This window comes from Streptomyces sp. NPDC055189, assembly GCF_053606765.1.
Window position 1 is genome coordinate 1 of sequence record NZ_JBSGSG010000020.1, and the last position, 23,677, is coordinate 23,677.

A 23,677-nucleotide genomic window follows, 5' to 3' on the forward strand; every position below is an offset into this window, starting at 1 on the left:
CTGCAGAGGCAGCGCCCCGCGCGGTGGTGTCGTTGGCTGCGGGGTTGGATCAGCCGGTGAAGGTGCCGGACTTGACCGGCTTCCAGCCCTTGGTCGGGTCCTCGGTGGACTTCACCTGGTACACGGTGAGCTGCTTGTTGGTCGCGTCGCCGTACTCGTCGAAGGAGACCTTGCCGGTCACACCGTCGAACGAGACGCCCTGCATGGCCTCGACGATCTTGGCGCGAGCGTCGTCGGGCACCTTGCCGTCGTTGTCCTCGACGACCTTCTTGACCGCTTCGATGATCGCCCAGGCCGAGTCGTACGAGTAGCCGCCGTAGGCCTCGTAGGCCTCCTTGTAGCCGGCCTTCTTGTAGTTCGCGATGAACTCCTTGGCCGAGGGCAGCTCTTCGACGGGCTGGCCGACGGACGTGGCGTAGTCGCCCTTGCCCTCCTTGCCGGCGAGCTTGACGAAGTCGGCGCTGTAGATGCCGTCACCGCCGACGAGCGGGATCTTGGCCCCGGCCTTCTTCATCTGCTTGCTGAGCGGGCCCGCCGCGGGGTACTCGCCGCCGTAGTAGACGACGTCCGCGTCCGAGTTCTTGATCTTGGTGGCGACGGCGCCGAAGTCCTTGGTGTCCGGGTTCACGTGCTCGGTGCCGGCGACCTTGCCGCCGAGCTTGGTGAACTCGTCCTTGAAGGTGGCGGCCAGACCGGCACCGTAGGTCTTCTTGTCGTCGACGACGAAGACCTTCTTCTTCTTGGCCTCGTTGAACAGGTACTGCGCGGCGAACGGGCCCTGGATGGCGTCCGTGGTGGCCGTACGGAAGTAGGCCTTGTACGGGCGTACCTTCTTGCCGCCGTTCCAGTCCTGGCCCTGGGTCATGGCCGGGTTGGTGTTGGCGGGGGAGACCTGGACGAGCTTCGCGTCGTCGAAGACCTTCTGCATCGACTCGCCGACGGAGGAGTTCAGGGGGCCGACGGCGCCGAGGATGTCCTTGTTCGCGACGAACTTGGTCGCGTTGGTCTGGCCCGACGCGGGCTGCCCCTGGTCGTCGGCGGACTCCACCTTGAAGGTGATGCCGTCGACGTACTTCTTCTCGTTGGCCTGCTTGGCGGCGAGATCCACGGAGTTGCGGATACCGAGGCCCAGCGCGGACAAGTCGCCGGTCAGTGGCGCGTCGACGCCGATGACCACGGTGGTGCCGCCCCCGGCTTCTTCCTTGTCCTTGTCGTCGCGTGAGCCACAGGCGGTGAGGGTGAGTGCCCCCGCGGTGAGTGCAGCGGTGATGGCTATGAGCGAACGTTGACGCACGATCAGTCCTTTCCCCTGGCACGGCCGTCCCCTGTTGGGTGGGCCGGGTCGAGCGCAGAACCGAACTGACAGGAATCCGGTGGGCGCGGTGACTGGCCGTGACTCTAAGGCGCGCTTTGTTCCAGGTGGAGTGGTCAGGCCAAAGGTGTGACGCTCTTGTTATGCCACGGAGTATTCCGGGCTGGAACTCAGGGGGCGGTTGTGCCGGAATAGGCCATCTTCGGCGTATCCCGCATGCTGAGAACTTGCAGGACTGTCAGGGTGTTTTACTCATGACATCAGTGTTCGGGGGGCATGCGGCTGTCAGGGCCTCCGAAAGATCCTTTGCGTACTCCGAGCCGAGGATGAAGCTCTGTATCTGCATTGCGCGCGCATTACGCAGCGTTACGATCAGGAAAGGGAGTCCGGCATTCCGCTGCACATTTCCACATTCGCGAATGTGCATGGTGATACGTGCCGTACGGGGGCTTCCCGTTTCCACCGTGAATGGGGTATCAGGGGCGGCAGTGACCGAAAGCGCTGTTGTCGGCTGTGCGATCCGTCTGACGGACACCGGCGGCCCCGAGTCCTGGCCGATGCTGACGGAGAAGCTGAACGTGCTCTCGCCCGCCCGCGGCTGCGTCATCTCGCCCCGGTATGTCACGGACACGGTCTGCGACGGATAGAGCGGTGGCGGCGGCTCCGGAGGCCGCGGGCGGGTCAGGTAGAGGCTGAGCCCGGCGGCCCCGACGACCGCGGCCGTGGCGAGGGCCAGGACGGTCCTCCGGTGCCGGGTGAGGCGTCGCGTGAGGCGCCGGGCGAGCAGCGGGCGGGGTCCGGCCGGGTGCGCCTCGATCTCGTCAGCGGTGGCGGCGCGGGTCTCGTAGGTGTTGTCGCCGGGCTCGATGGGGCCGATGGCGTTCACACCCACGGCCCGCCGCTCGGCTCCCCGTGGCGGTAGCGCTTCTCGCACCGCTCGCGGGCCTCACGGGTGAGCAACTTCCGTCCCGCGTCCGCCCCGTGGCGCTCGCGCTCGGCGCGGGCCAGATCGAGGGTGTCCCGCAGGATCATGTACTGCCCGTTGGAGAGGCCCATCGACTGGTAGTCGCCGTAGGTCTCCTTGCCCGCGTCGTAGATCTGCCGCCCCCACTTGGTGATCAGGGTCGTGCAGAGGTCCTCGGGGGGCGTGGTGGCGGGGGAGGGGGACTCGCTGCGGGCCTCGTCGGCGGGAGCGGAGCCGTCGCATCCGGTGATGGCGGGGGCGGCGGCCAGGGAGGCGGTGAGGGCGAGCGCACAGAGCTGTTTCCGGTGCCTCATGCACAGACGCTAGACCGGAGCCTCACGCTCCGACAATGAGTGCGGCGCACCCGGGCCCTGAGAGGGCGCGCCGCACCCGACCGCCTTATCCGGCAGAGCCGTTGGGCTCCACGTCGCGCAGCAGGCAGGTCAGCCGCGCGGTGCACACCCGCTTGTCCTGCTCGTCGGTGATGACGATCTCGTACGTCGCCGTCGAGCGGCCCCGGTGCACGGGCGTCGCCACACCGGTGACCAGGCCCGAACGCGCGCCGCGGTGGTGCGTGCAGTTCAGGTCGACGCCGACGGCGAGCTTCTTGCTGCCGCCGTGCAGCATCGAGCCGACCGAACCGAGGGTCTCGGCGAGGACGGCGGACGCGCCGCCGTGCAGCAGGCCGTACGGCTGGGTGTTGCCCTCGACCGGCATGGTGCCCACGACGCGGTCGGCGGAGGCCTCGACGATCTGGACGCCCATCCGGGTGCCCAGATCGCCCGCGGAGAACAGGGCGGGCAGGTCGATGCCGAGCGCCGCGTACTCGTCGATGACCTCTTGCGGGAACTTCACGCTGTGCTGCTCGCCCATGGGCCCGGCTCCGTTCGTCGTCCTCACCAGTCGCTGAGCGAACGCTCAGTCGGTACCCGATTGTTCCAGGCGGACGACGACGGACTTGCTGGCGGGGGTGTTGCTGGTGTCGGCCGTGGCATCCAGCGGGATCAGCACGTTCGTCTCCGGGTAGTACGCCGCCGCACAGCCCCGGGCCGTCGGATAGTGCACGATCCGGAAGCCGGGCGCGCGCCGCTCGACGCCGTCCTTCCACTCGCTCACCAGGTCGGCGTACGACCCGTCGGCGAGGTTCAGCTCGCGGGCGTCGTCGGGGTTGACCAGGACGACCCGGCGGCCGTTCTTGATGCCGCGGTAGCGGTCGTCGAGGCCGTAGATCGTGGTGTTGTACTGATCGTGCGAGCGCAGCGTCTGGAGCAGCAGACGCCCCTTCGGCAGGGCGGGGAACTCGACGGGCGCCGCGGTGAAGTTGGCCTTGCCGGTGGCCGTGGGGAAGCGGCGCTCGTCGCGCGGGGCGTGCGGCAGGGCGAAGCCCGCGGGGTCGGCCACCCTGGCGTTGAAGTCCTCGAAGCCGGGGATCACGCGCGCGATGCGGTCGCGCACCGTGGCGTAGTCCTTCTCGAACTCCTCCCAGGGCGTGGCCGATTCGGGACCCAGGACGCGGCGGGCGAGGCGGCACACGATCGCGGGCTCGGAGAGCAGCTGCGGGCTCGCGGGCTCCAGGCGGCCGCGCGAGGCGTGCACCATGCCCATGGAGTCCTCGACGGTCACGAACTGCTCGCCGCTGCCCTGGAGGTCCCGCTCGGTGCGGCCGAGCGTCGGCAGGATCAGCGCACGCGCACCCGTGACGGCGTGCGAGCGGTTCAGCTTCGTCGACACGTGGACGGTCAGGCGGGCCTTGCGCATCGCCGCCTCCGTCACCTCCGTGTCGGGCGAGGCCGCCACGAAATTGCCGCCCATCGCGAAGAACACCTTCGCCTTGCCGTCCCGCAGCGCCTCGATCGCGCGGACGACGTCCAGGCCGTGCTCGCGCGGCGGCGCGAAGCCGAACTCCTTCTCCAGGGCGTCGAGGAAGGCCGGGGCGGGCCGCTCGAAGATGCCCATCGTGCGGTCGCCCTGCACGTTCGAGTGGCCGCGCACCGGGCACACGCCCGCGCCGGGGCGGCCGATGTTGCCGCGCAGCAGCAGGAAGTTGACCACTTCGCGGATGGTCGGCACGGCGTGCTTGTGCTGGGTCAGGCCCATCGCCCAGCACACGACGGTGCGCTCGGAGGCGAGCACCATGGCGAGGGCTTCCTCGATGCCGGCGCGATCGAGCCCGGTGGCCGCGAGGGTCTCGTCCCAGTCGGCCGTGCGCGCCGCCTCGGTGAAGTCCTCGTACCCGTGGGTGTGCTCGCGGACGAACTCCTCGTCGACCGCGCCGTCCGTCTCCAGGATGAGCTTGTTCAGGAGCCGGAACAGGGCCTGGTCGCCGCCGAGGCGGATCTGCAGGAACAGGTCGGTGAGGGCGGTGCCCTTGAGCATGCCCTGCGGGGTCTGCGGATTCTTGAAGCGCTCCAGGCCGGCCTCGGGCAGCGGATTGACCGTGATGATCTTCGCGCCGTTGTTCTTCGCCTTCTCCAGGGCGGAGAGCATGCGCGGATGGTTCGTGCCCGGGTTCTGCCCCGCGACGATGATCAGATCCGACTTGTACAGGTCCTCCAGGAGGACGCTGCCCTTGCCGATGCCGATGGTCTCCGTGAGGGCGGAGCCGGACGACTCGTGGCACATGTTCGAGCAGTCGGGCAGGTTGTTCGTGCCCAGCTCGCGGGCGAACAGCTGATACAGGAACGCCGCTTCGTTGCTCGTGCGGCCCGAGGTGTAATAAACGGATTCGTCCGGGCTGTCCAGCTCGGCCAGTTCCTCGCCGATGATGTCGAAGGCCCGCTCCCAGGGGACGGGTTCATAGCGCTCGGCACCCTCCGCCAGATACATCGGGTGGGTGAGGCGGCCCTGCTGACCCAGCCAGTACCCACTGCGGGTCGCGAGGTCGGCCACGGGGTGCGCGGCGAAGAAGTCGGGGGTGACGCGGCGCAGGGTGGCTTCCTCGGCGACCGCCTTCGCGCCGTTCTCGCAGAACTCCGCCTTGTGTCGGTGCTCCGGCTCGGGCCAGGCGCAGCCGGGGCAGTCGAAGCCGTCCTTCTGATTGACCCGGAGCAAAGTCAGCGCCGTGCGCCGCACGCCCATCTGCTGCTGGGCGATGCGCAGCGTGTGCCCGATGGCGGGAAGCCCCGCCGCGGCATGCTGCACCTCGGCGACCTGCGGCGCGTCCTGGACCGGATCACCCTTGGGCGACTTCCTTGCCATGATCGGCTCCCCTTCGAGCACGTGCGTGAGGTACGCCTCCGATCCTCCCACGCGGCAGTGACAGCGCGGCCGCGGGTAAGGGTTGGGCCTGAGTGTCAGTGGGGCGTGGCAGGATCGGGGACGTGGCAGAAAAAGCAGCGAAGAAGAAGTCCGAGACCGCGACGAAGCCGAGTGGCGAGCAGCGTCCGCGCCTGCTCCTCATGGACGGGCACTCCCTGGCCTACCGGGCGTTCTTCGCGCTGCCCGCGGAGAACTTCACGACCGCGACGGGCCAGCCGACGAACGCGATCTACGGCTTCGCGTCGATGCTGGCGAACACGCTGCGCGACGAAGCGCCCACGCACTTCGCGGTGGCCTTCGACGTCTCGCGCAAGACGTGGCGCTCCACCGAGTTCCCGGAGTACAAGGCGAACCGCTCCAAGACCCCGGACGAGTTCAAGGGCCAGGTCGAGCTGATCGGCGAGGTGCTCGACGCGATGAACGCGGTGCGCTTCGCGGTGGACGGCTTCGAGGCGGACGACGTCATCGCCACGCTCGCCACGCAGGCGGAGGCGGCCGGCTTCGACGTCCTGATCGTCACCGGCGACCGCGACTCCTTCCAGCTGATCACCGACCACGTGACGGTGCTGTATCCCACGAAGGGCGTCTCCGAGCTGACGCGCTTCACGCCGGAGAAGGTCGAGGAGAAGTACGGCCTCACGCCCAGCCAGTATCCCGACTTCGCGGCCCTGCGCGGCGACCCGTCGGACAACCTCCCCGGCATCCCCGGAGTGGGCGAGAAGACCGCCGCGAAGTGGATCAACCAATTCGGTTCCTTCGCCGACCTCGTCGAGCGTGCCGAAGAGGTCAAGGGCAAGGCCGGCCAGAACTTCCGCGACCACCTGGACGCGGTGAAGCTGAACCGCCGCCTCACGGAGATGGTGCGCGACGTCGAGCTCCCCAAGGTCGTCGGCGACCTGGAGCGCGCTCCGTACGACCGCACGGCCCTCGCCATGGTCCTGGACACCCTGGAGATCCGTAACCCCTCGCTGCGCGAGCGTCTCCTGGCCGTCGACCCCGGCGCCGAGGAGGCCGAGCAGACCCCGGCCGAGCCGGGCGTGGAGCTGGACGGCTCGGTGCTCGGCGCCGGTGAGGTCGCGCCGTGGCTCGCCGAGCACGGCAAGGCGGTCCTCGGCGTCGCCACGGTCGACACCTGGCAGCTCGGCACGGGCTCGGTGACCGAGGTCGCCCTCGCGGCGGCCGGGGGAGCCGCGGCCTGGTTCGACCCGTCCCGCCTGGACGAGGCCGACGAGAACGCCTTCGCGGCCTGGATCGCCGACCCCGACAAGCCCAAGGTCCTGCACAACGCCAAGGCCACGATGCGGGTCTTCCCGGAGCACGGCTGGACCGTGGACGGCGTCACCATGGACACCGCCCTCGCCGCATACCTCGTCAAGCCCGGCCGCCGCTCCTTCGCCCTGGACGCCCTGTCCCTGGAGTACCTGGGCCGTGAGCTGGCCCCCGCATCGGCGACCGACGGCGGACAGCTCGCCTTCGGTACGGAAGAGGACGACCGGGCCGAGGCCGACGCGCTGATGTCGCAGGCCCGCACGATCCTCGACCTGGGCGCGGCCTTCGGCGAGAAGCTGCCGGAGGTGGGCGCGGGCAATCTCCTGACGGACATCGAACTGCCGACGTCCACCCTCCTTGCCCGCCTGGAGCGGCACGGCATCGCGGCGGACCGCGCCCATCTGGAGGCGATGGAGCAGCAGTTCGCGGGCGCGGTGCAGCAGGCGGTGAAGGAGGCGCACGAGGCGGCGGGCCACGAGTTCAACCTCGGCTCGCCCAAGCAGCTCCAGGAAGTCCTCTTCGGCGAGCTGAACCTCCCCAAGACGAAGAAGACCAAGACCGGGTACACCACGGACGCGGACGCCCTGGCCTGGCTCGCGGCCCAGACCGAGAACGAACTGCCGGTCATCATGCTGCGCCACCGCGAGCAGGCGAAGCTGCGCGTCACGGTCGAGGGGCTGATCAAGTCGATCGCCGCGGACGGCCGCATCCACACCACGTTCAACCAGACGGTCGCGGCCACGGGCCGCCTCTCCTCCACGGAACCGAACCTCCAGAACATCCCGGTCCGCACGGACGAGGGCCGCGCGATCCGCCGCGGCTTCGTGGTCGGCGAGGGCTTCGAGTCCCTGATGACCGCGGACTACAGCCAGATCGAACTGCGCGTGATGGCCCACCTCTCCGAGGACGAGGGCCTCCTGGAGGCCTTCGAGTCGGGCGAGGACCTGCACACGACCGTGGCCTCCCAGGTGTTCGGCGTGGAAGGTTCCGCCGTCGACGCCGAGATGCGCCGCAAGATCAAGGCCATGTCGTACGGCCTGGCGTACGGCCTCTCCGCGTTCGGCCTCTCCCAGCAGCTGAACATCGAGGCGGGCGAGGCCCGTGCGCTGATGGACACCTACTTCGAGCGGTTCGGCGGCGTACGCGACTATCTGCGCCGAGCCGTCGACGAGGCCCGCGCGACGGGGTACACGGAGACGATGCTGGGCCGCCGCCGGTATCTCCCCGACCTCAACAGCGACAACCGCCAGCGCCGCGAGATGGCCGAGCGGATGGCCCTGAACGCGCCCATCCAGGGCACGGCCGCGGACATCGTCAAGATCGCCATGCTGAACGTGCACCGCGCGCTGACCGAGGCGAAGCTCGCATCGCGCATGCTGCTTCAGGTCCACGACGAAATCGTCCTGGAGATCGCTCCGGGCGAGCGCGCCGAGGTGGAGAAGCTCGTCCGCCACGAGATGGCGGGCGCGGTGTCGCTGAGGGCTCCGCTGGACGTCTCGGTGGGCGTGGGCGCGGACTGGGAGTCGGCTGCGCACTGACTGCGTCTGGCTTGAGCAGTTTTCTTTGTGCCCCCGGATGTGTGTGCCCCGGAGAGTCACCGGCTTCGCCGGGTTCGTCCTCAAACGCCGGACGGGCTGGAACAGACGCCCGGGCGGGCTGGAACCAAAACGCCGGGCGCGCTGGAACTACAAACGCCGGGCGGGCTGGAGCTATCCAGTCCGTCCGGCGTTTGTGACTCTTGTACGGGGGCCGACAGGACACGGCCAACCGGTGAAAATGGGGCACGAACGGGTGTCTGGGCGCCGGAAGTTGTCGTAGTGTCGCCTGAGTCGGCCCGCCGGGGAGAAGTGCTACGGGGAGTAGTGCAGAGCGGGCGGTGGCACACACAGTCGTCCACGGGAGGGGTCCACGGTCATGGCGGCGGTATTCGGCAGGCGGTTGCGCAGGGGAGCGGTGACCACCGCGGTGGCCGCGGCGGCGGTGGCGGCGCTCGCCGCGTCCCAGGCCCCGGGCGTGACGGACATCCCTCGCGACGAGCGGGCGGGAGCCTCCGGCAGCACACCGTCGGCCGAGGACTCGGCGACCGGCAACTCCCCCTATTACACCGATCTGCCGGAACTGAAGAGCCCGGTCCCGCCGACCGGAGCGCCCGGCGGCGGCAGTGACGCCAAGTCGGAGCTCCCGGCCACCGTCCTCGACGCGTACAAGAAGGCCGCGGATTCCCTGGGCACCACCAAGCCGGGCTGCAACCTCCCCTGGGAGCTGCTCGCCGCGATAGGTCAGGTCGAGTCGGGTCAGGCCCGCGGCGGTCGCGTGGACGCGAACGGCACGGCGATCAAGGACATCCGCGGTCCGGCCCTCAACGGCAACGGCTTCGCGAAGATCACCGACACCGACAACGGCGTGTACGACGGCGACAAGACGCACGACCGCGCGGTCGGCCCCATGCAGTTCATCCCCTCGACGTGGGAAACCTGGGCGCAGGACGGCAACGGAGACGGCAAGAAGGACCCGCAGAACGTCTACGACGCCGCGCTCGCCGCCGGGCACTACCTCTGCGCGAGCGACCGCGACCTGTCCGTCGAGGCCGATCTGCACAAGGCGATCCTCAGCTACAACCACTCCACCGACTATCTGAACCTCGTCCTGACGTGGCTGGAGACCTTCCGCAGGGGCGCGCACGAGATCCCCGACGGCACCGGCGACCTGCCGGGCGACCGCAGCGACGGCAACGGCCCGACCATCAGCCCGAGCCCCACGCCCCCGGCGACCAACTCGCCCTCGCCCTCGCCGTCCAAGCCCGGCACCGACAAGCCGACCAAGCCGTCCAAGCCCGGCAACGGCGGCGGCAGCGGCGAACCGACCACGCCGCCCCCGTCGAGCGGCGGCGGCTCCGAGAGCCCTGACCCCACCCCCTCGCCCACCGACCGGGTCAAGAGCCTGGAGGACGCCGGCACCGGCAAGCTCTCCGCGACGGCGGGCGACGCCTTCGCCGAGCGCGTCCAGGTGCGCACGGAGTCCGCTTCGGGCTCGGGTGTGGCCAAGGCCAAGGTGAAGTTCACGATCGTCGGTGACACCGACGCGCGCTTCCCGGGCGGCGCCACCAGCGCGACCGTCACCACGAGCGCGTCGGGCAGGGCCACCGCCCCGGTGATCGGGGCGGGCGAGAAGACGGGCGAGTTCACGGTCCGCGCCACGGTCGTCGGCCGCTCGCTGCCCGGCCTCGGCTACAAGGCGACGGTCACCGCACGGCAGGCCGACGATCTCGTCAGGACCAGCGACAAGGCGCTGACCTGCGAGCCGGGCAAGGAGTTCGCCGACCAGGTGGAGGTCAAGGCGACCTACAAGGGGAAGGTCGCCGACCGCGTCGCGGCCACCGCCACCATGGTCAAGTCGGCGACCGACGCCACGGCCAACGACAAGGGCCCGTACTTCAAGGACGCGGACGGCAAGCCGGTCCGCACCCTCAAGGCCCTCAAGACGGACGCGAACGGCCTGCTCAAGCTCCCCAAGATGTACGCCGACGACGCCGCGGGCACGTACGTCCTGCGCATCACCACCGCGGGCGGCGCGACGCTCACGGTCGAACTGAAGGTGGCGGCTCCCGCGGCCTAGCCGCGGACCCGCCCTGCCGGACCCGCCCCGCCGGACCCGCCCCGCGTGCCGCCACGCACGCCCCGTACGCAACGCCCCTGCGCCCGCCCGGCGCAGGGGCGTTCGTGTGTGTGCAACGTGTTCTCATCTGGCCGCCGCGTTGCTACGGTGCCCCAGCCCTGACGCCCTGTCAGTTCATGCCGGGAGGATCCGCATGCGCGCTCTCATCGCCGCCGCGACCGGTCTTGCCGTCGCCCTCGCCCTTGTCCTGACGATCACGGCGATGGGCGCCCCGCCCGGCGAGACGTCGCCCGAGCCGCTGCTCACCACTGTCCCCAAGCACCCCTGACCGTCAACCGCCCGTCTCCGTAGGGAGGGCCGCCGCGATGCGCCGTAAGGCCAGCCTGATCCTGCTCGCCTTCGCCGTGTTCTTCACGGCGATGTCCCCGCTCATGCGCTGGTACGCCTTCCCGCGCCTCGCCAAGATCCCGCCGAGCCAGTACCAGGAGGCGGTCCTCGAGGCGAAGAACCCGACCCTCATCGACTACGGCACCATGCGGGCCAAGAAGATCGACAAGGTCACCATCGTGCAGACGCTCAAGGGCAACGTGGAGGCGTCGGAGAAGATCGAGAAGAGCGCCGACCGCGACGTCGTCGTCTGGGACGCCCTCTCCTACGTCCAGGACGGCGACGGAAAGATGGTCTCCAAGATCCCCGAGCGCTACATCTTCGACGCACACAGCCAGGAGCCCGTGCACGCCACCGGCGAGATGGTCGACGGGGACCCTGTCAAGCGCGAGGGCATCGAGTTCAAGTGGCCCTTCCTGACCGAGAAGCGGGACTACGAGTACTTCGACGCCCAGGCCCGCGTCACCAAGCCCATCCACTACAAGGGCACGCAGACGTTCCGCGGCGTGGAGGTCTACTACTTCGAGCAGACCATCCCCTGGACCAAGGTGCCCTTCCCCAAGACCATGCCGGTCAAGGGCATCACTCCGGAGTCCCTCGCCAAGACCGGCACCACGCGCTGGTACACCACCGTCCGCAAGTTCTGGGTCGACCCCACCACCGGGGCTCCCGTCTACGGCGAGGAGATCCAGCGCAACGAGTTGCGCGGCGGCACGCTCCTCGGGGGCCGCGACAAGGTCACCGTCTTCGCCGGGCACGTGAAGATGCGCGAGGACTACATCGAGAGCACCGTCGACCTGGTGAAGTCCCAGCGTGTCCTGGTCCTGCTCATGACGTCCTATCTCCCCTGGGGCTTCCTGGGCCTCGGCCTGCTCCTGCTCGCCCTCTCGCTCTGGCTGGAGGCCCGCAGCCGCAGGCCCGGCGACCCGGAGGCAACGGCGGCGCCCGAGCCGGAACCGGTCAACGCCTGAGCCGCGCGTTGGTGAACCGGGTCGCCTCGGCGGCCGCGGGATCCTCCGGCCACGGATGCTTCGGATAACGCCCGCGCAGCTCCGCCCGCACGGCGCGGTAGCCGTCCCGCCAGAAGGACGCGAGATCGGCGGTGACGGCTGCGGGCCGCCCCGCGGGAGACAGCAGGTGGACGAGCAGGGGTACGCCGCCGTCCGCGATCCGGGGGGTCTCGGCGAGCCCGAACATCTCCTGCAGCTTCACGGCGAGCACGGGCTGTTCGGGGTCGGAGTAGTCGATCCGGATCCTTGACCCACTGGGCACGGCCACCCTCTCCGGGGCGAGCGCGTCTAGGCGGGTGGCCTCGCCGGTCGCCCACGGCAGAAGCCGGCCCAGTGCCTGCCCCGCTTCGATGCGCCGCAGGTCGGCCCGGCGCCGTGCCTTGGACAGCTCGGGCTCCAACCACTCGTCCACGCGCGCGTGGAGGGCGCTTTCGGACACGTCCGGCCAGGGCGCCCCGAGATGCCGGTGCAGAAAGGCGAGCCGTTCCCGCAGCTCCCGCGCGCCCTGCGACCAGTTCAGGAGCGAGGTCCCTTCCTCTTTGAGGCCCGCGAGCAGCCCTTCCCGTACGAGTGCGGGGGCGGGCTTCTTGATGGGGCGCACCGTCAGCTCCACCGCCCCCAGTCGCTCGACGTGCCGCGCGACGAGATCGCCGTCGGCCCAGGCGACCTCGTCCCCCTCGCCGTAGAGGGACGCGGCAGCGCTCCGGGCGACGTCCCCGTCGATGTGCCCGCCGAGCAGCACGCGCGCGTGCCCGGCGCCCACCGGCCGGTCGGCCACGGCCACGGCGATCCACTCGGCGCCGGTCAGCGCGGACCCCGTCCGCACCTCGGCGCGGGTCCCGTTCACCATGAGATACGTGCCGTCTCCGCGCCCCCGGGCAACGCGCTCCGGGAAGGCGAGGGCGGCGACGAGCCCGGCGACATGGTCATCCCCACTGGCTGTCGTCTCTTGCTGTCTGCCTGATGCGGGGTTTCGGGTGGGCCGGTGGGAGACATCTCGCGCCGGAGGCGCGGGCACTGAAGGCGCCGGGACCGACGCGCCCCCCGAGGCCTCCGCGGCAGCGGCAAGCCGCCGCACCTCCGTGCGCCACCGCGCCGCGTACCCGTCCCCGCCCCGCCGGGCGGCACGCCACGCCGCCGCGAGGTCGTCCCCGTACTCGCGCGGCGGTTCCTCGCTGAGGAGGGCCACCACCTCCGCCGCACGGCGCGCCCCCACGAGCGGGGCCGCGTCCAGCAGGGCCCGCGCCAGGCGGGGGTGAAGGCCGACCCGCGCCATCCGCGCGCCCCGCTCCGTGACCCGCCCCGACTCAGGGGACACCGCGCCGACCGCCGTCAGGACGCCCCGGGCCGCCGCCATCGCACCGCCCGGCGGTGGATCGAGCAGGGCGAGCCCGGAGGCGTCAGGATCCCCCCAGCAGGCCGTCTGCAGGGCGAACGCGGAGAGGTCCGCCAGCTTGATCTCCGGCGCCGGGAAGCGCGGCAGACGGGCGTCCTCCGCCTCCGCCCAGCACCGGTACACGGCCCCCGGCGCCTCACGCCCCGCACGCCCTGCCCGCTGCCGCCCCGCCGCCTGCGAAGCCCGTACGGTCGTCAGCGCGCTCAACCCGCGTGCGTGGTCCACGCGCGGCTCACGCGCGAGCCCCGCGTCGACGACCACCCGCACTCCGGGCACCGTCAGGGACGACTCCGCCACCGAAGTCGCGAGCACCACCCGCCGGGGCCCGTCCGCCGAGCCCGCAAGAACCGCGTCCTGCACCGCCGCGGGCGCCCGCCCGTGCACCTGGAGCACCTCGGCGGGCGCGTCCCCCAGCTGTCCCGCCACACGCGAGATCTCACCGACCCCCGGCAGGAAGCACAGGACGTCCCCCTCCCGCTCGGCCAGCGCCCGCCGCACCACCGACGCCACATGCGTCAGCAGCGCCGGATCCACCCGCATCCCGTGCGGCGGCCGCACCGGACGCGCCGGCGGCGCCCAGACGACCTCGACCGGATGCGAGGTGCCTCGCGCCTCCACCACCGGAGCGTCCCCGAGGATCCGCGACCACCCCTGCGCGTCCGTCGTCGCGGACGCGGCCACCAGGCGCAGCTCGGGCCGCAGCGCCGCCCGTACGTCGACCAGGAACGCCGCCACGGTGTCGGCGTCGAGATGCCGCTCGTGGCACTCGTCGATGATCACCACGTCGACGCCGGTCAACTCCTGGTCCCGCTGGAGCCGCTGCAGCAGGACACCGGTCGTGACGACCTCCACGCGTGCGTGGCGCCCCACCACGCGCTCGCCGCGCACCGTGTACCCGACGCTCTCCCCGACCTTCTCGCCGAGCAGCCACGCCATCCGTCGCGCGGCGGCCCTGGCTGCGATGCGCCGCGGCTCGGCGACCACCACACGACGTTCGGGGCCGTCCCCGAGAAGCCCCGCCAGGGCCAGCGGCACCAGCGTCGTCTTGCCCGTACCGGGAGGCGCGCACAGCACGGCGCCGCCAGGCCCCTCCAGAGCGGAACGCAGCGCGGGCAGCGCACTGCGTACGGGCAGGTCCAGGGCTTCGTTACGGAGACGGATCACGCACTCAGTCTCGTACGCAGACGAAGATCGCCGACCCCGGGATCAGATTCCCGCGCAACGGAGACCAGCCGCCCCACTCCTGCGTGTTCCACGCGGGCCACTCCGGCTCCACCAGATCCACCAGCCGGAAACCTCCGGCCACCACGTCCCGTACCCGGTCACCGATCGTCCGGTGGTGCTCTACGTAGACGGCGTTCCCGTCCTCGTCCTGCTCTACATAAGGAGTGCGGTCGAAGTACGAGGCCGCGACCGAGAGACCCTCGGGACCGGGCTCGTCGGGAAAGGCCCACCGCATGGGATGCGTCGCCGAGAACACGAACCGCCCACCGGGCCGCAGCACGCGGTGCACGTCCTTGAGGACCCGCACCGGGTCGGCCACGAACGGCATCGCTCCGTAGGCCGAGCACACGAGGTCGAAGCTGTTGTCCGCGAACGGCAGGGCCCCCGCGTCCGCCTCCACCAGCGGCACCCCGCCGCCGATCCGCAGCGCGTGCTGGAGCTGGCGGTGGGAGAGGTCAAGGGCGACGGGACGCGCGCCCTGCGAGGCGAGCCAGCGTGAGCACTGCGCCGCACCCGCGCCGATCTCCAGGATGTCCTTGCCCGCCAGCTCCTCGGGCGGACCGAGGAGCTCGGCCTCCACCTCGTCGAGCCCTTCGGGACCCCACACGAACCGGTCGTCACCCAGGAAGGTGCCGTGCTCGATCTGGTAGTCGTCCGCGTTCCTGTCCCACCAGCCACGATTGGCGCGACTGCTCTCGGTGACACCGGCGTCACGGCGCGTGGCTTCCGGTTCGGGCGTCTCGGGCAGCTCGGACTCTTGGATGATCGGCTCCATCGTCGTACTCTTCCGTCTGGCTGGTCGCGGCTCGTCGCGGCGGGACAGTGCAGGGGCGGTCCGAAAAGCGGTCGCGACAGGGCGCGGTGCGGCCCGTGTGGCCTCATGCGACAGCATTTGTGCCGGGTATGCGGCGTTCCGCCCCTGGGTGTGCGCCTTCGCGCATTGACCCTGTCCGGCTGCCCCCGTATGCTACAAGTTGCGCTGCGAGCCTGCCGTCCTCAGACCTAGCGGGATGCGCTCGCATCTGTTGCATGTCCCCTCGGTTGTCGAGGCGCCTTCCGTTTCTCCGGAAACAGAATCGGCGCTTCCAAGGCTGTCCGGCTTCTTCAGAGCGAAATCGGTTCCGGCGCTAGCAGTACCTACGACTCACTGTCCGTACCGGAGCCCTTACCCACATGACGAGCAGCACCGAGACCACCGCCACCACCCCGCAGGTAGCGGTCAACGACATCGGTAACGAGGAAGCCTTCCTCGCCGCGATCGACGAGACGATCAAGTACTTCAACGACGGCGACATCGTCGACGGCGTCATCGTGAAGGTCGACCGGGACGAGGTCCTGCTCGACATCGGTTACAAGACCGAAGGCGTCATCCCGAGCCGCGAGCTCTCCATCAAGCACGACGTCGACCCGAACGAGGTCGTCGCGGTTGGTGACGAGATCGAGGCCCTGGTTCTCCAGAAGGAGGACAAGGAAGGCCGTCTGATCCTGTCCAAGAAGCGCGCTCAGTACGAGCGTGCCTGGGGCACGATCGAGAAGATCAAGGAAGAAGACGGCATCGTCACCGGTACCGTCATCGAGGTCGTCAAGGGTGGTCTCATCCTCGACATCGGCCTCCGTGGCTTCCTTCCGGCTTCCCTCGTCGAGATGCGCCGCGTCCGCGACCTCCAGCCCTACGTGGGCAAGGAGCTCGAGGCCAAGATCATCGAGCTGGACAAGAACCGCAACAACGTGGTCCTGTCCCGCCGTGCCTGGCTCGAGCAGACCCAGAGCGAGGTCCGCCAGACCTTCCTCACGACCCTGCAGAAGGGTCAGGTCCGCTCCGGCGTCGTTTCCTCGATCGTCAACTTCGGTGCGTTCGTGGACCTCGGCGGCGTCGACGGTCTCGTGCACGTCTCCGAGCTTTCCTGGAAGCACATCGACCACCCCTCCGAGGTTGTCGAGGTCGGCCAGGAAGTCACCGTCGAGGTTCTCGACGTGGACATGGACCGCGAGCGCGTGTCCCTGTCGCTCAAGGCGACGCAGGAAGACCCGTGGCAGCAGTTCGCCCGCACGCACCAGATCGGGCAGGTTGTTCCCGGTAAGGTCACCAAGCTCGTTCCCTTCGGTGCGTTCGTGCGCGTCGACGAGGGCATCGAGGGCCTGGTGCACATCTCCGAGCTGGCCGAGCGCCACGTGGAGATCCCGGAGCAGGTCGTCCAGGTCAACGACGAGATCTTCGTCAAGGTCATCGACATCGACCTCGAGCGTCGCCGGATCTCGCTGTCGCTGAAGCAGGCCAACGAGTCCTTCGGCGCCGACCCGTCGGCCGTCGAGTTCGACCCGACCCTGTACGGCATGGCCGCGTCCTACGACGACCAGGGCAACTACATCTACCCCGAGGGCTTCGACCCCGAGACGAACGACTGGCTCGAGGGCTTCGAGACCCAGCGTGAGGCTTGGGAGGGCCAGTACGCCGAGGCGCAGACGCGCTTCGAGCAGCACCAGGCCCAGGTCATCAAGTCCCGCGAGGCGGACGCCCAGGCCGAGGCCGAGGGCGCTGCGGCTCCCGCGTCCTCGACCGGTGCCCCGGCTGCCGGTGGCAGCGGTGGCGGCGGCGGTTCGTACTCCTCGGAGTCGGACGACAACTCCGGCGCCCTGGCGTCGGACGAGGCGCTTGCCGCTCTTCGCGAGAAGCTTGCGGGCGGCCAGAGCTGAGGCTCGCCCCTAGGCGGTAGTAGCAGTTGAAGACTGCGGGCCCGCATCCCTTCGGGGGTGCGGGCCCGCAGTTCTTTTTTGGGTACGGGGGCCGATTTTTTCGTGCGGGTCCGGTGGGGGCTGGGCGCGCAGTTCCCCGCGCCCCTGCCGGGGCACGCCCCGCCTACGGAGTCACCGTGATGTTCGTCAGGCCCTTGCCCGCCGTCACCGTGTTGCTCGCGTAGACGGTCGTCTTGCAGTTGGCGCTGTAGTTGGTGACGTTGATCGCCAGTTGCTTGTCGCCCGTCGAGCCGGAGAGGTTCGTCTTGTTGCCGCGGAACACCGTGCCGCAGCCCCAGCCGGACTGCTGGGAGTGGGTCTCGTAGCCGTTGTTCGTGGTGTTCTTGCCGGTGTTGTTCTCGATGACGTAGTTGTTGCCCTTCACGTCGATCCACGAGTCGTCGTAGTTGTTGCCGGTCAGGCCCTTGCCGTCGAACGTGTTGCCCGAGACCTTGCCGCCCGTGGTGCCCTCCTTGAGGTCGATCGCCTCGCCCCCGACGTCCGGGCCGATCGTGTTCCCGAGGATCTGTACGTCGTCGCTCTTGTCGGAGAGCGTGTTGGCGCTGCCTACGTAGACGCCCTCTCCCATGCCGCGACCGTCGTTGCCGGTGTCGTAGACCTTCGAGTTCTTGATGACGCCGCCGCTGCTCGACTTCCGGAAGTGCACGCCCTCCATGTCGAGGCCGTGGACGGTGACGGCGTCCACGACGACTCCCTTCGCGGAGTCGATCATGATGCCCTTCTGTCCGCCCGTGACGGTCACGCCCTTGACCGTCCAGTACGAGGCGCCGTTCAGATGCAGGCCGTATCCGCCGCCGGCCGTGAGCACCGCATTCGACGAGCCGGTCAGGGTGATGCGGGCGCCTGAACTCGCGGCGGTACTCGTCTTGAAGTTCCCGGTGTACGTGCCGTCGGCGAGGTGGATCGTGTCGCCGGGGGAGGCGCTGGTCAGCGCGGACTTGAGCTCGGCCGCCGTGGAGACCTCGATGGTCCCGGCGGCTGCCGGCACGGGGGAAGCGGTGGCGGCGACGGCCAGGCCTCCGGTGGCGGCCGTCGCGGCGAGCGCGGAGATGAGCAAGGTGCGTCGGATACGCATGTGGGGTGACCCTCCGGTTCTTGTACATGAACACTGGGTGTGCATATGAACGTAGAGGTGGGTCATGTCCGCGTCAAGGTCTGGACCAGGCCGCGTGAGCCGGGCCACGTGAGGGTGGCTCGGCCGACCGCCGTGAACTCGGCATCCGGCCACGGGTGTTGCAAGAAGCCGCTGTGAAGAGACGCGGGAGGGAATGCCGACGCCGCTGCCGGCGTTCTGCTGTACGAGTCACGACGAAGAGGGCGAGGAGCGGTCACCGTGCTTGATCCGCAGGGTTTGTACGAATGGGAGCCGAAGGGCCTCGCTGTCGTAGACATGGCGCTCGCCCAGGAGTCGGCCGGCCTTGTCATGCTCTACCACTTCGACGGCTACATCGACGCGGGTGAGACCGGCGACCAGATCGTCGAGAAGCTCACGGACAGCCTGCCCGGTCAGGTGGTCGCGCGCTTCGACCACGACCGGCTAGTCGACTACCGCGCGCGGCGCCCGCTGCTCACGTTCCGGCGCGACCGCTGGACCGACTACGAGGTGCCCACGCTCGACGTGCGGCTGCTCCAGGACGCCACGGGCGCGCCCTTCCTGCTGCTCTCCGGGCCCGAGCCGGACATCGAGTGGGAGCGTTTCGCGGCGGCGACCGAGCAGATCGTGGAGCGGCTCGGCGTGCGCCTCGCGGTGAACTTCCACGGCATCCCCATGGGCGTGCCGCACACCCGCCCCGTGGGCCTCACGCCGCACGGAAACCGCACCGACCTGATTCCGGGGCACCGCAGCCCCTTCGACGAGGCGCAGGTCCCCGGCAGCGCGGCGTCGCTCGTCGAGTACCGCCTCCTGGAGGCGGGCCACGACGTGCTCGGTGTCGCCGCGCACGTCCCGCACTACATCGCCCGCTCCGCGTACCCGGACGCCGCCCTGACGGTCCTCGAGGCGATCACCGCCGCGACGGGCCTCGTGCTGCCGAGCGTCGCGCACGGCCTGCGCACCGAGGCGCACCGCACCCAGACCGAGATCGACCGGCAGATCCAGGAGGGCGACGAAGAGCTGGTCGCCCTGGTGCAGGGACTTGAGCACCAGTACGACGCGGCGGCCGGCGGCGACGCGCGCGGCAACATGCTCGCCGAGCCCGTGGACATTCCGTCGGCCGACGAGATCGGTCAGGAATTCGAGCGCTTCCTCGCGGAGCGTGAGGGCGACGCGTAGCCGGGAGTCATCGGCGGTCTCGTAGCCCGGAGGCATCGGCAGGAGGCGACCCTCTAAGCTGCCGGGCATGCTGAAGGTGGGCCTGACCGGCGGAATCGGCGCCGGCAAAAGTGAAGTGTCGCGTCTCCTCGTCGCATCCGGAGCCGTGCTGATCGACTCCGACAAGATCGCCCGCGAGGTGGTGGAGCCGGGAACTCCGGGTCTGGCGGCGATCGTTGAAGCTTTTGGCCAAGAGATCCTCGGACCGGACGGCTCCCTCGACCGGCCGAAGCTGGGCTCGGTCGTCTTCGCCGACCCGGAGAAGCTGGCCGTACTGAACTCGATCGTGCACCCGCTGGTCGGCGCCCGCTCCGCCGAACTGGAGAGCACGGCCTCGCAGGACGCGGTGGTCGTCCATGACGTGCCGCTGCTCGCGGAGAACGGCCTTGCGCCGCTGTACGACCTCGTGATCGTCGTCGACGCGAGCCCCGGGACCCAGCTGGAGCGTCTCGTGGGGCTGCGCGGCATGAGCGAGGAGGACGCCCGGGCGCGGATGGCCGCCCAGGCGACGCGCGAGAAGCGTCTGGAGATCGCCGATGTCGTGATCGACAACGACGGTCCGCTGGAGGGCCTGGAGCAGCGCGTGGGCGCCGTATGGGCGGACCTCGTGCGGCGGGCGCGGGCGGCCTGGCGGGGGCTGTCCTCGCCGTCCCGGCCCGACGGACGCCCGACAGGACACCTCACGGAATAGGCGTCCGTGTGAGGGGCGTTGACACAGAGCAGCGAGGGAAGGAGTCACGCGTGCCCGAAATTACCCCGGAGACCCATGTCATCGACTTCCGTGCGGCGGAGCAGCTCCTTGCCGCCCGAGATCCGCGAGGCGCGGTGAAGCTGCTCGACACGGTCATCGCGGCCCACCCCGAGAACACGGCGGCGCGGCTCCTGCGGGCCCGTGCCTTCTTCGCCGCCGCTCAACTGCGCGCTGCGGAGCTTGAGTTCAGCATCGTGCTGGAGCGCGAACCGGACAACGCGTTCGCCCACTTCGCGCTTGCCCGCACGTACGAACGCGCGGCGCGGCCCGACCAGGCCCGGCGCCACTTCCGGCTGGCCGCGGCGCTCGATCCGCAGCCGGAGTATCTGGCGGCGGCGCGCTTCGACGACGGCGGATCCGGTGAGTCCGGCGGCGGGGGCGCTGAGGGCTAACCGGCGGTCGGGGGCTCGTACGGCGGGATGTTCCGGTCCGGCTGGTAGTGCGGCCCCTGGCGGATGTGGCGGAGGATCACCGCCATGTCGGCGGTGACGATCAGCCAGAGCACCCCGCAGACCGCGGCCCAGCCGGGGCGCCCCACGAGGGCGAACGCGATGGTGCCGAACGTGGCCCAGGCCAGGCCCCATGCACTGAACCAGAGCCGCAGGCGCAGCGGGCTGCGCGCGGTCACCGGTTCACTGCCTGTGCGCTTCATGCGTCCCATGCGAGGCCACCTTCTCCCTCCGCACCCTGCTACCGCCGCGTCTCCACCCTTCTCCACCTGCCGCTGTCCGGTCTCCACCTTCCAGGATCCACCCGTGGGTGGTGGACCGGAAAGGGCTGAGGCTTCAAGATCGTAGATGTGTATCGATCGGGGGTATGGCTGTGCTGGACGTACTGAGGGACCGGGCGAGGACGGACGAGCGGCTCGCCGCGTGGCTGAAGGATCTTGAGGGCGCTGAGGGCGCTGAGGGCGCGGAATGCGCTGGGGAGCGGGTCGAGGCGGTGCTGCCCTCGGCGGACGAGCTGCCGGACGTGCTGCTCGACCTGGCGGTGCCGCACGAGGACATCAACGACCTTGTGGCCCTGCGCGGGCGGCTGATGAGGGACCCGGAGGCGCGCCGGCTGCTGGAGCGCAGTGTCGACGGGACGGTGCGGGACATGGGGAAGGTCGGCGTAGACCGCGATTACCCTCCCTTGCCGGCGGAGACGGGTGCGCTGGGTGCGCTCTTCCATGTGTTCGTCTTCGTGGCGGCGCTGCCCTATGTCCGGGCGTATCACCGGAGCCGCGGCATCCCGGACGACATTTCCCGCCGTACGCTCGCCGACCTCGGACGGCACATGGCCGTGCACCGCCGGGCGCGCGGTGGCCCGGGGCTGCTGCACCCGGGCTGGAACTCCCTGCATTTCCGTGGCGAGCTCTACCAACTGGGGCGGCTGCAGTTCCAGCGCTCCGTGCTGGGAGAGCGGATGGGCGCTGCGGTGGCGGAGGCAAGCCATTCCGCCAGGCGGGGCGACCCGTGTCTGGACCTCCACATAGCCGACTTCCGGGGTCCGCTGTCCCCCGAGGCGTGCGACCGGTCGGTGACGCTGGCGCGGGAGTTCTTCGCGCGGCACTTTCCGGAGGAGCGGTATGAGACAGCCATGTGCCACTCCTGGCTGCTCGATCCACAGCTGAAGCGGTATCTGCCGCCGGACTCCAACATCGTCCGCTTCCAGGAGCGCTTCCGCCCGGTGGACGGACATGAGCCGGAGCCCGAGCCGGACGACAGCACTCCCGTCGCCTTCGTCTTCGGCGACCGGGACCGTCCCGTGGCCGAACTGCCGAGGCGGACAAGGGTGGAGAGGGCGGTGGGGGACCACTTGAGGGCGGGCGGTCATTGGTACGGAGGGCATGGCTGGTTCCCGCTGTAGACCGCGCGGCCACGGGGAGAGGTGGGAACGGGGCCTCGGAGCGCTTCGTTGACGGGGCATGACTGCTGAGATGCGTGAGGGATACGAGGGGACGGGCCCCGGAGCGATCACGCCGGACGGCTGCGCGGTGGACCTGTACGCGCGCCTGTCCGTCGGGGAGGAGCCGGATGTCATCGCCGGTGCGGTGCCGGCCGGGGCGCACATCCTGGAACTGGGCAGCGGTGCGGGGCGGGTGACGCGTCCACTGCTTGAGCGGGGGTTCCGGGTCACGGCGGTGGACGAGTCCGCCGAGATGCTGGAAAAGGTCTCCGCGCTGGATGGGCGGGTGCGGACCATCCTGAGCCCGATCGAGAAGCTCGACCTGGGTGAGAGGTTCGAGGTGGTGATGCTCGCGTCGTTCCTCGTGCACGACGGCGACATTGCGGTGCGGCGCGGGATGCTGCGGGCCTGCCGGAGCCACGTGACGGACGACGGCTGCGTGCTGATCCAGCGGGAGGGCGCGGACTACCACACGAACCTGCCGAGGGAGCGGGTCGACCCCGGCGGGTACACGGTGCGGATCGTGTCGGCGGAGCCGCTCGGGGACGGGGTGAACGAGGTGCACGCGGAGTACGTCTTCCCGGACGCCGTATGGACCCAGACGTTCCGCGCCCGGCCGCTCACGAAGGAGCAGTTCGAGGAGGCGTTGGGGGAGGCGGGACTGAGGGTCGACGAATATCTGACGGAGGACGGGATCTGGGTACGGGCGGTGCCGGTTCCGGTGCCGGTGCGCTGACGCGGTTCGGTTGCGGGGGCGCACGGTGGGGGAAGGCAGAGGTGCGCGGCGGGCAGGTGGAGAGGCGTGTGGTGGGGCGGTGAAGCCGGGTAGGGCGGGGAGGTGCAGTGGGGTAGGGCGGGGCGGCAGGTGATGTGGTGCTGCATGGAAGTGCTGTGCTGCCGGGCGATGAGTTCTGCTGGGCGGGGCGGTCTATCACGGTGACAGCACAACAGCCCCTGCTTAGCGAGGAGTTCACCATGACCGCCACCGCTCCCACTGCCGCCGAGACCCCCACGGCCGCCGCCACCCCCGCCGTCGCCGGTCGCCGGTCCGTCCGTATCGCGTTGCGCGCGGTTCAGGTGTTGCTCGGTCTGTTCTTCGCGCTCGCCAGCGGGATGCCGAAGCTGATCGCGCACCCCACGGCCGTCGAGGCGTTCGAGAGGCTCGGGTGGGGCGAGCCGGGGATGTACACGATCGGCGCGCTGGAGGTGCTCGGTGGGATCGCGCTGCTGATTCCGGTGCTCGGTTCCGTCGGTGCGGCGGCCCTCGTCGGGCTGATGGTCGGTGCGTTCATCGTGAGCGTGACCGCGCTCGGCGGGGAGAACGCCGCCACGCCGCTCATCCTGATCGTGCCGCTGGTGTGGATCGCCCTGGCCCGGCGCGAAAAGACGACCGAGCTGCTCGGGCTGCTCCGTCTCCTCCTGCGGCGCGGGGCGTGAAAATCCGTACACCGGGAGGGAGTTCCGTCCCCGTGTCGAGGGTCCACCGGGCGTTGCCGGGTGAGTCCTCGATGCGGGGACGGAGCCGGTGAAAGGTCG

Annotated in this window: 20 protein-coding genes; 11 read left to right on the forward strand and 9 right to left on the reverse strand. The window is 70.1% G+C overall.

Going from position 1 to position 23,677, the window contains the following annotated elements; translation table 11 throughout:
- Nucleotides 1-49: 49 nt before the first annotated feature.
- From ACWFR3_RS17390 to ACWFR3_RS17410, 5 genes are all read right to left on the reverse strand, one after another.
- Nucleotides 50-1,294, reverse strand: a complete 1,245-nt coding sequence (locus ACWFR3_RS17390; RefSeq protein WP_453735432.1) for a branched-chain amino acid ABC transporter substrate-binding protein — start codon at nt 1,292-1,294, stop codon at nt 50-52.
- Nucleotides 1,295-1,550: 256 nt separating this feature from the next.
- On the reverse strand, nt 1,551-2,204 hold the full coding sequence (locus ACWFR3_RS17395) for a Tat pathway signal sequence domain protein (protein ID WP_453735433.1): 654 nt from the start codon (nt 2,202-2,204) through the stop codon (nt 1,551-1,553).
- Nucleotides 2,195-2,590 (reverse strand): hypothetical protein, encoded by a 396-nt coding sequence (locus ACWFR3_RS17400; protein WP_453735434.1) that lies wholly within the window; start codon nt 2,588-2,590, stop codon nt 2,195-2,197. Before ACWFR3_RS17400 ends, ACWFR3_RS17395 begins: the two co-directional genes overlap by 10 nt.
- Nucleotides 2,591-2,675: 85 nt before the next feature.
- A complete protein-coding gene (locus ACWFR3_RS17405; RefSeq protein ID WP_453735435.1) occupies nt 2,676-3,149 on the reverse strand; it encodes a PaaI family thioesterase in 474 nt (157 codons plus the stop codon).
- A gap of 45 nt (nt 3,150-3,194) precedes the next feature.
- Nucleotides 3,195-5,474: an FdhF/YdeP family oxidoreductase gene (locus tag ACWFR3_RS17410; RefSeq protein WP_453735436.1), complete on the reverse strand. Its 2,280-nt coding sequence runs from the start codon at nt 5,472-5,474 to the stop codon at nt 3,195-3,197.
- Nucleotides 5,475-5,596: 122 nt separating this feature from the next.
- Here ACWFR3_RS17410 and polA point away from each other — a divergent pair, with 122 nt between their 5' ends.
- The 4 genes from polA to ACWFR3_RS17430 all read left to right on the forward strand — a co-directional run bounded on the left by polA (nt 5,597) and on the right by ACWFR3_RS17430 (nt 11,776).
- Nucleotides 5,597-8,341, forward strand: coding sequence for a DNA polymerase I (gene polA, locus ACWFR3_RS17415; RefSeq protein ID WP_453735437.1), 2,745 nt, complete (start codon nt 5,597-5,599; stop codon nt 8,339-8,341).
- 376 nt (nt 8,342-8,717) lie between these two features.
- Nucleotides 8,718-10,418 carry a lytic murein transglycosylase gene (locus tag ACWFR3_RS17420; protein WP_453735438.1) on the forward strand — a complete coding sequence of 567 codons (1,701 nt, stop codon included), beginning with the start codon at nt 8,718-8,720 and terminating at the stop codon, nt 10,416-10,418.
- 193 nt (nt 10,419-10,611) lie between these two features.
- Nucleotides 10,612-10,746, forward strand: a complete 135-nt coding sequence (locus ACWFR3_RS17425; protein WP_160504431.1) for an SPW_0924 family protein — start codon at nt 10,612-10,614, stop codon at nt 10,744-10,746.
- A 37-nt stretch (nt 10,747-10,783) separates the two neighbouring features.
- Nucleotides 10,784-11,776 (forward strand): DUF3068 domain-containing protein, encoded by a 993-nt coding sequence (locus tag ACWFR3_RS17430; protein WP_453735439.1) that lies wholly within the window; start codon nt 10,784-10,786, stop codon nt 11,774-11,776.
- Here the strand turns inward: ACWFR3_RS17430 and hrpB are convergent.
- A complete protein-coding gene (hrpB, locus tag ACWFR3_RS17435) occupies nt 11,766-14,375 on the reverse strand; it encodes an ATP-dependent helicase HrpB (protein WP_453735440.1) in 2,610 nt (869 codons plus the stop codon). The genes ACWFR3_RS17430 and hrpB overlap by 11 nt on opposite strands.
- A 4-nt stretch (nt 14,376-14,379) precedes the next feature.
- Nucleotides 14,380-15,210, reverse strand: coding sequence for a class I SAM-dependent methyltransferase (locus ACWFR3_RS17440; protein WP_453735441.1), 831 nt, complete (start codon nt 15,208-15,210; stop codon nt 14,380-14,382).
- A 398-nt stretch (nt 15,211-15,608) separates the two neighbouring features.
- Between ACWFR3_RS17440 and rpsA the strand changes: the two genes are divergently transcribed.
- Nucleotides 15,609-17,129, forward strand: coding sequence for a 30S ribosomal protein S1 (gene rpsA / locus ACWFR3_RS17445; RefSeq protein WP_365822523.1), 1,521 nt, complete (start codon nt 15,609-15,611; stop codon nt 17,127-17,129).
- A 163-nt stretch (nt 17,130-17,292) separates the two neighbouring features.
- Here the strand turns inward: rpsA and ACWFR3_RS17450 are convergent, their stop codons facing one another.
- Nucleotides 17,293-18,264 carry a right-handed parallel beta-helix repeat-containing protein gene (locus ACWFR3_RS17450; protein WP_453735442.1) on the reverse strand — a complete coding sequence of 324 codons (972 nt, stop codon included), beginning with the start codon at nt 18,262-18,264 and terminating at the stop codon, nt 17,293-17,295.
- A gap of 258 nt (nt 18,265-18,522) precedes the next feature.
- Here ACWFR3_RS17450 and ACWFR3_RS17455 point away from each other — a divergent pair, with 258 nt between their 5' ends.
- The 3 genes from ACWFR3_RS17455 (at nt 18,523) to ACWFR3_RS17465 (ending at nt 20,643) form a co-directional block, all read left to right on the forward strand.
- Nucleotides 18,523-19,461, forward strand: coding sequence for a PAC2 family protein (locus ACWFR3_RS17455; protein WP_453735443.1), 939 nt, complete (start codon nt 18,523-18,525; stop codon nt 19,459-19,461).
- A 67-nt stretch (nt 19,462-19,528) separates the two neighbouring features.
- Complete coding sequence (gene coaE, locus ACWFR3_RS17460; RefSeq protein ID WP_453735444.1) at nt 19,529-20,191, forward strand: dephospho-CoA kinase; 663 nt, start codon at nt 19,529-19,531, stop codon at nt 20,189-20,191.
- A 50-nt stretch (nt 20,192-20,241) separates the two neighbouring features.
- On the forward strand, nt 20,242-20,643 hold the full coding sequence (locus ACWFR3_RS17465) for a tetratricopeptide repeat protein (RefSeq protein WP_453735445.1): 402 nt from the start codon (nt 20,242-20,244) through the stop codon (nt 20,641-20,643).
- Here ACWFR3_RS17465 and ACWFR3_RS17470 read toward each other — a convergent pair.
- Nucleotides 20,640-20,912: a DUF6343 family protein gene (locus ACWFR3_RS17470; protein ID WP_453735446.1), complete on the reverse strand. Its 273-nt coding sequence runs from the start codon at nt 20,910-20,912 to the stop codon at nt 20,640-20,642. The genes ACWFR3_RS17465 and ACWFR3_RS17470 overlap by 4 nt on opposite strands.
- A 281-nt stretch (nt 20,913-21,193) precedes the next feature.
- Between ACWFR3_RS17470 and ACWFR3_RS17475 the strand changes: the two genes are divergently transcribed.
- The 3 genes from ACWFR3_RS17475 (at nt 21,194) to ACWFR3_RS17485 (ending at nt 23,578) form a co-directional block, all read left to right on the forward strand.
- On the forward strand, nt 21,194-22,102 hold the full coding sequence (locus tag ACWFR3_RS17475) for an acyltransferase domain-containing protein (protein WP_453735514.1): 909 nt from the start codon (nt 21,194-21,196) through the stop codon (nt 22,100-22,102).
- Between the two features lie 58 nt (nt 22,103-22,160).
- A complete protein-coding gene (locus tag ACWFR3_RS17480) occupies nt 22,161-22,877 on the forward strand; it encodes a class I SAM-dependent methyltransferase (RefSeq protein ID WP_453735447.1) in 717 nt (238 codons plus the stop codon).
- A 239-nt stretch (nt 22,878-23,116) separates the two neighbouring features.
- Nucleotides 23,117-23,578, forward strand: coding sequence for a DoxX family protein (locus tag ACWFR3_RS17485; protein ID WP_453735448.1), 462 nt, complete (start codon nt 23,117-23,119; stop codon nt 23,576-23,578).
- Nucleotides 23,579-23,677: the final 99 nt, after the last annotated feature.

What these genes read in the sequence shown, in the direction of transcription:
- ACWFR3_RS17400 (WP_453735434.1), bottom strand. Translation starts at nt 2,590, where the DNA reads ATGAGGCACCGGAAACAGCTCTGTGCGCTCGCCCTCACCGCCTCCCTG.
- ACWFR3_RS17405 (WP_453735435.1), bottom strand. Translation starts at nt 3,149, where the DNA reads ATGGGCGAGCAGCACAGCGTGAAGTTCCCGCAAGAGGTCATCGACGAG.
- ACWFR3_RS17410 (WP_453735436.1), bottom strand. Translation starts at nt 5,474, where the DNA reads ATGGCAAGGAAGTCGCCCAAGGGTGATCCGGTCCAGGACGCGCCGCAG.
- ACWFR3_RS17420 (WP_453735438.1), top strand. Translation starts at nt 8,718, where the DNA reads ATGGCGGCGGTATTCGGCAGGCGGTTGCGCAGGGGAGCGGTGACCACC.
- ACWFR3_RS17425 (WP_160504431.1), top strand. Translation starts at nt 10,612, where the DNA reads ATGCGCGCTCTCATCGCCGCCGCGACCGGTCTTGCCGTCGCCCTCGCC.
- ACWFR3_RS17430 (WP_453735439.1), top strand. Translation starts at nt 10,784, where the DNA reads ATGCGCCGTAAGGCCAGCCTGATCCTGCTCGCCTTCGCCGTGTTCTTC.
- ACWFR3_RS17440 (WP_453735441.1), bottom strand. Translation starts at nt 15,210, where the DNA reads ATGGAGCCGATCATCCAAGAGTCCGAGCTGCCCGAGACGCCCGAACCG.
- rpsA (WP_365822523.1), top strand. Translation starts at nt 15,609, where the DNA reads ATGACGAGCAGCACCGAGACCACCGCCACCACCCCGCAGGTAGCGGTC.
- ACWFR3_RS17450 (WP_453735442.1), bottom strand. Translation starts at nt 18,264, where the DNA reads ATGCGTATCCGACGCACCTTGCTCATCTCCGCGCTCGCCGCGACGGCC.
- coaE (WP_453735444.1), top strand. Translation starts at nt 19,529, where the DNA reads ATGCTGAAGGTGGGCCTGACCGGCGGAATCGGCGCCGGCAAAAGTGAA.
- ACWFR3_RS17470 (WP_453735446.1), bottom strand. Translation starts at nt 20,912, where the DNA reads ATGGGACGCATGAAGCGCACAGGCAGTGAACCGGTGACCGCGCGCAGC.
- ACWFR3_RS17480 (WP_453735447.1), top strand. Translation starts at nt 22,161, where the DNA reads ATGACTGCTGAGATGCGTGAGGGATACGAGGGGACGGGCCCCGGAGCG.
- ACWFR3_RS17485 (WP_453735448.1), top strand. Translation starts at nt 23,117, where the DNA reads ATGACCGCCACCGCTCCCACTGCCGCCGAGACCCCCACGGCCGCCGCC.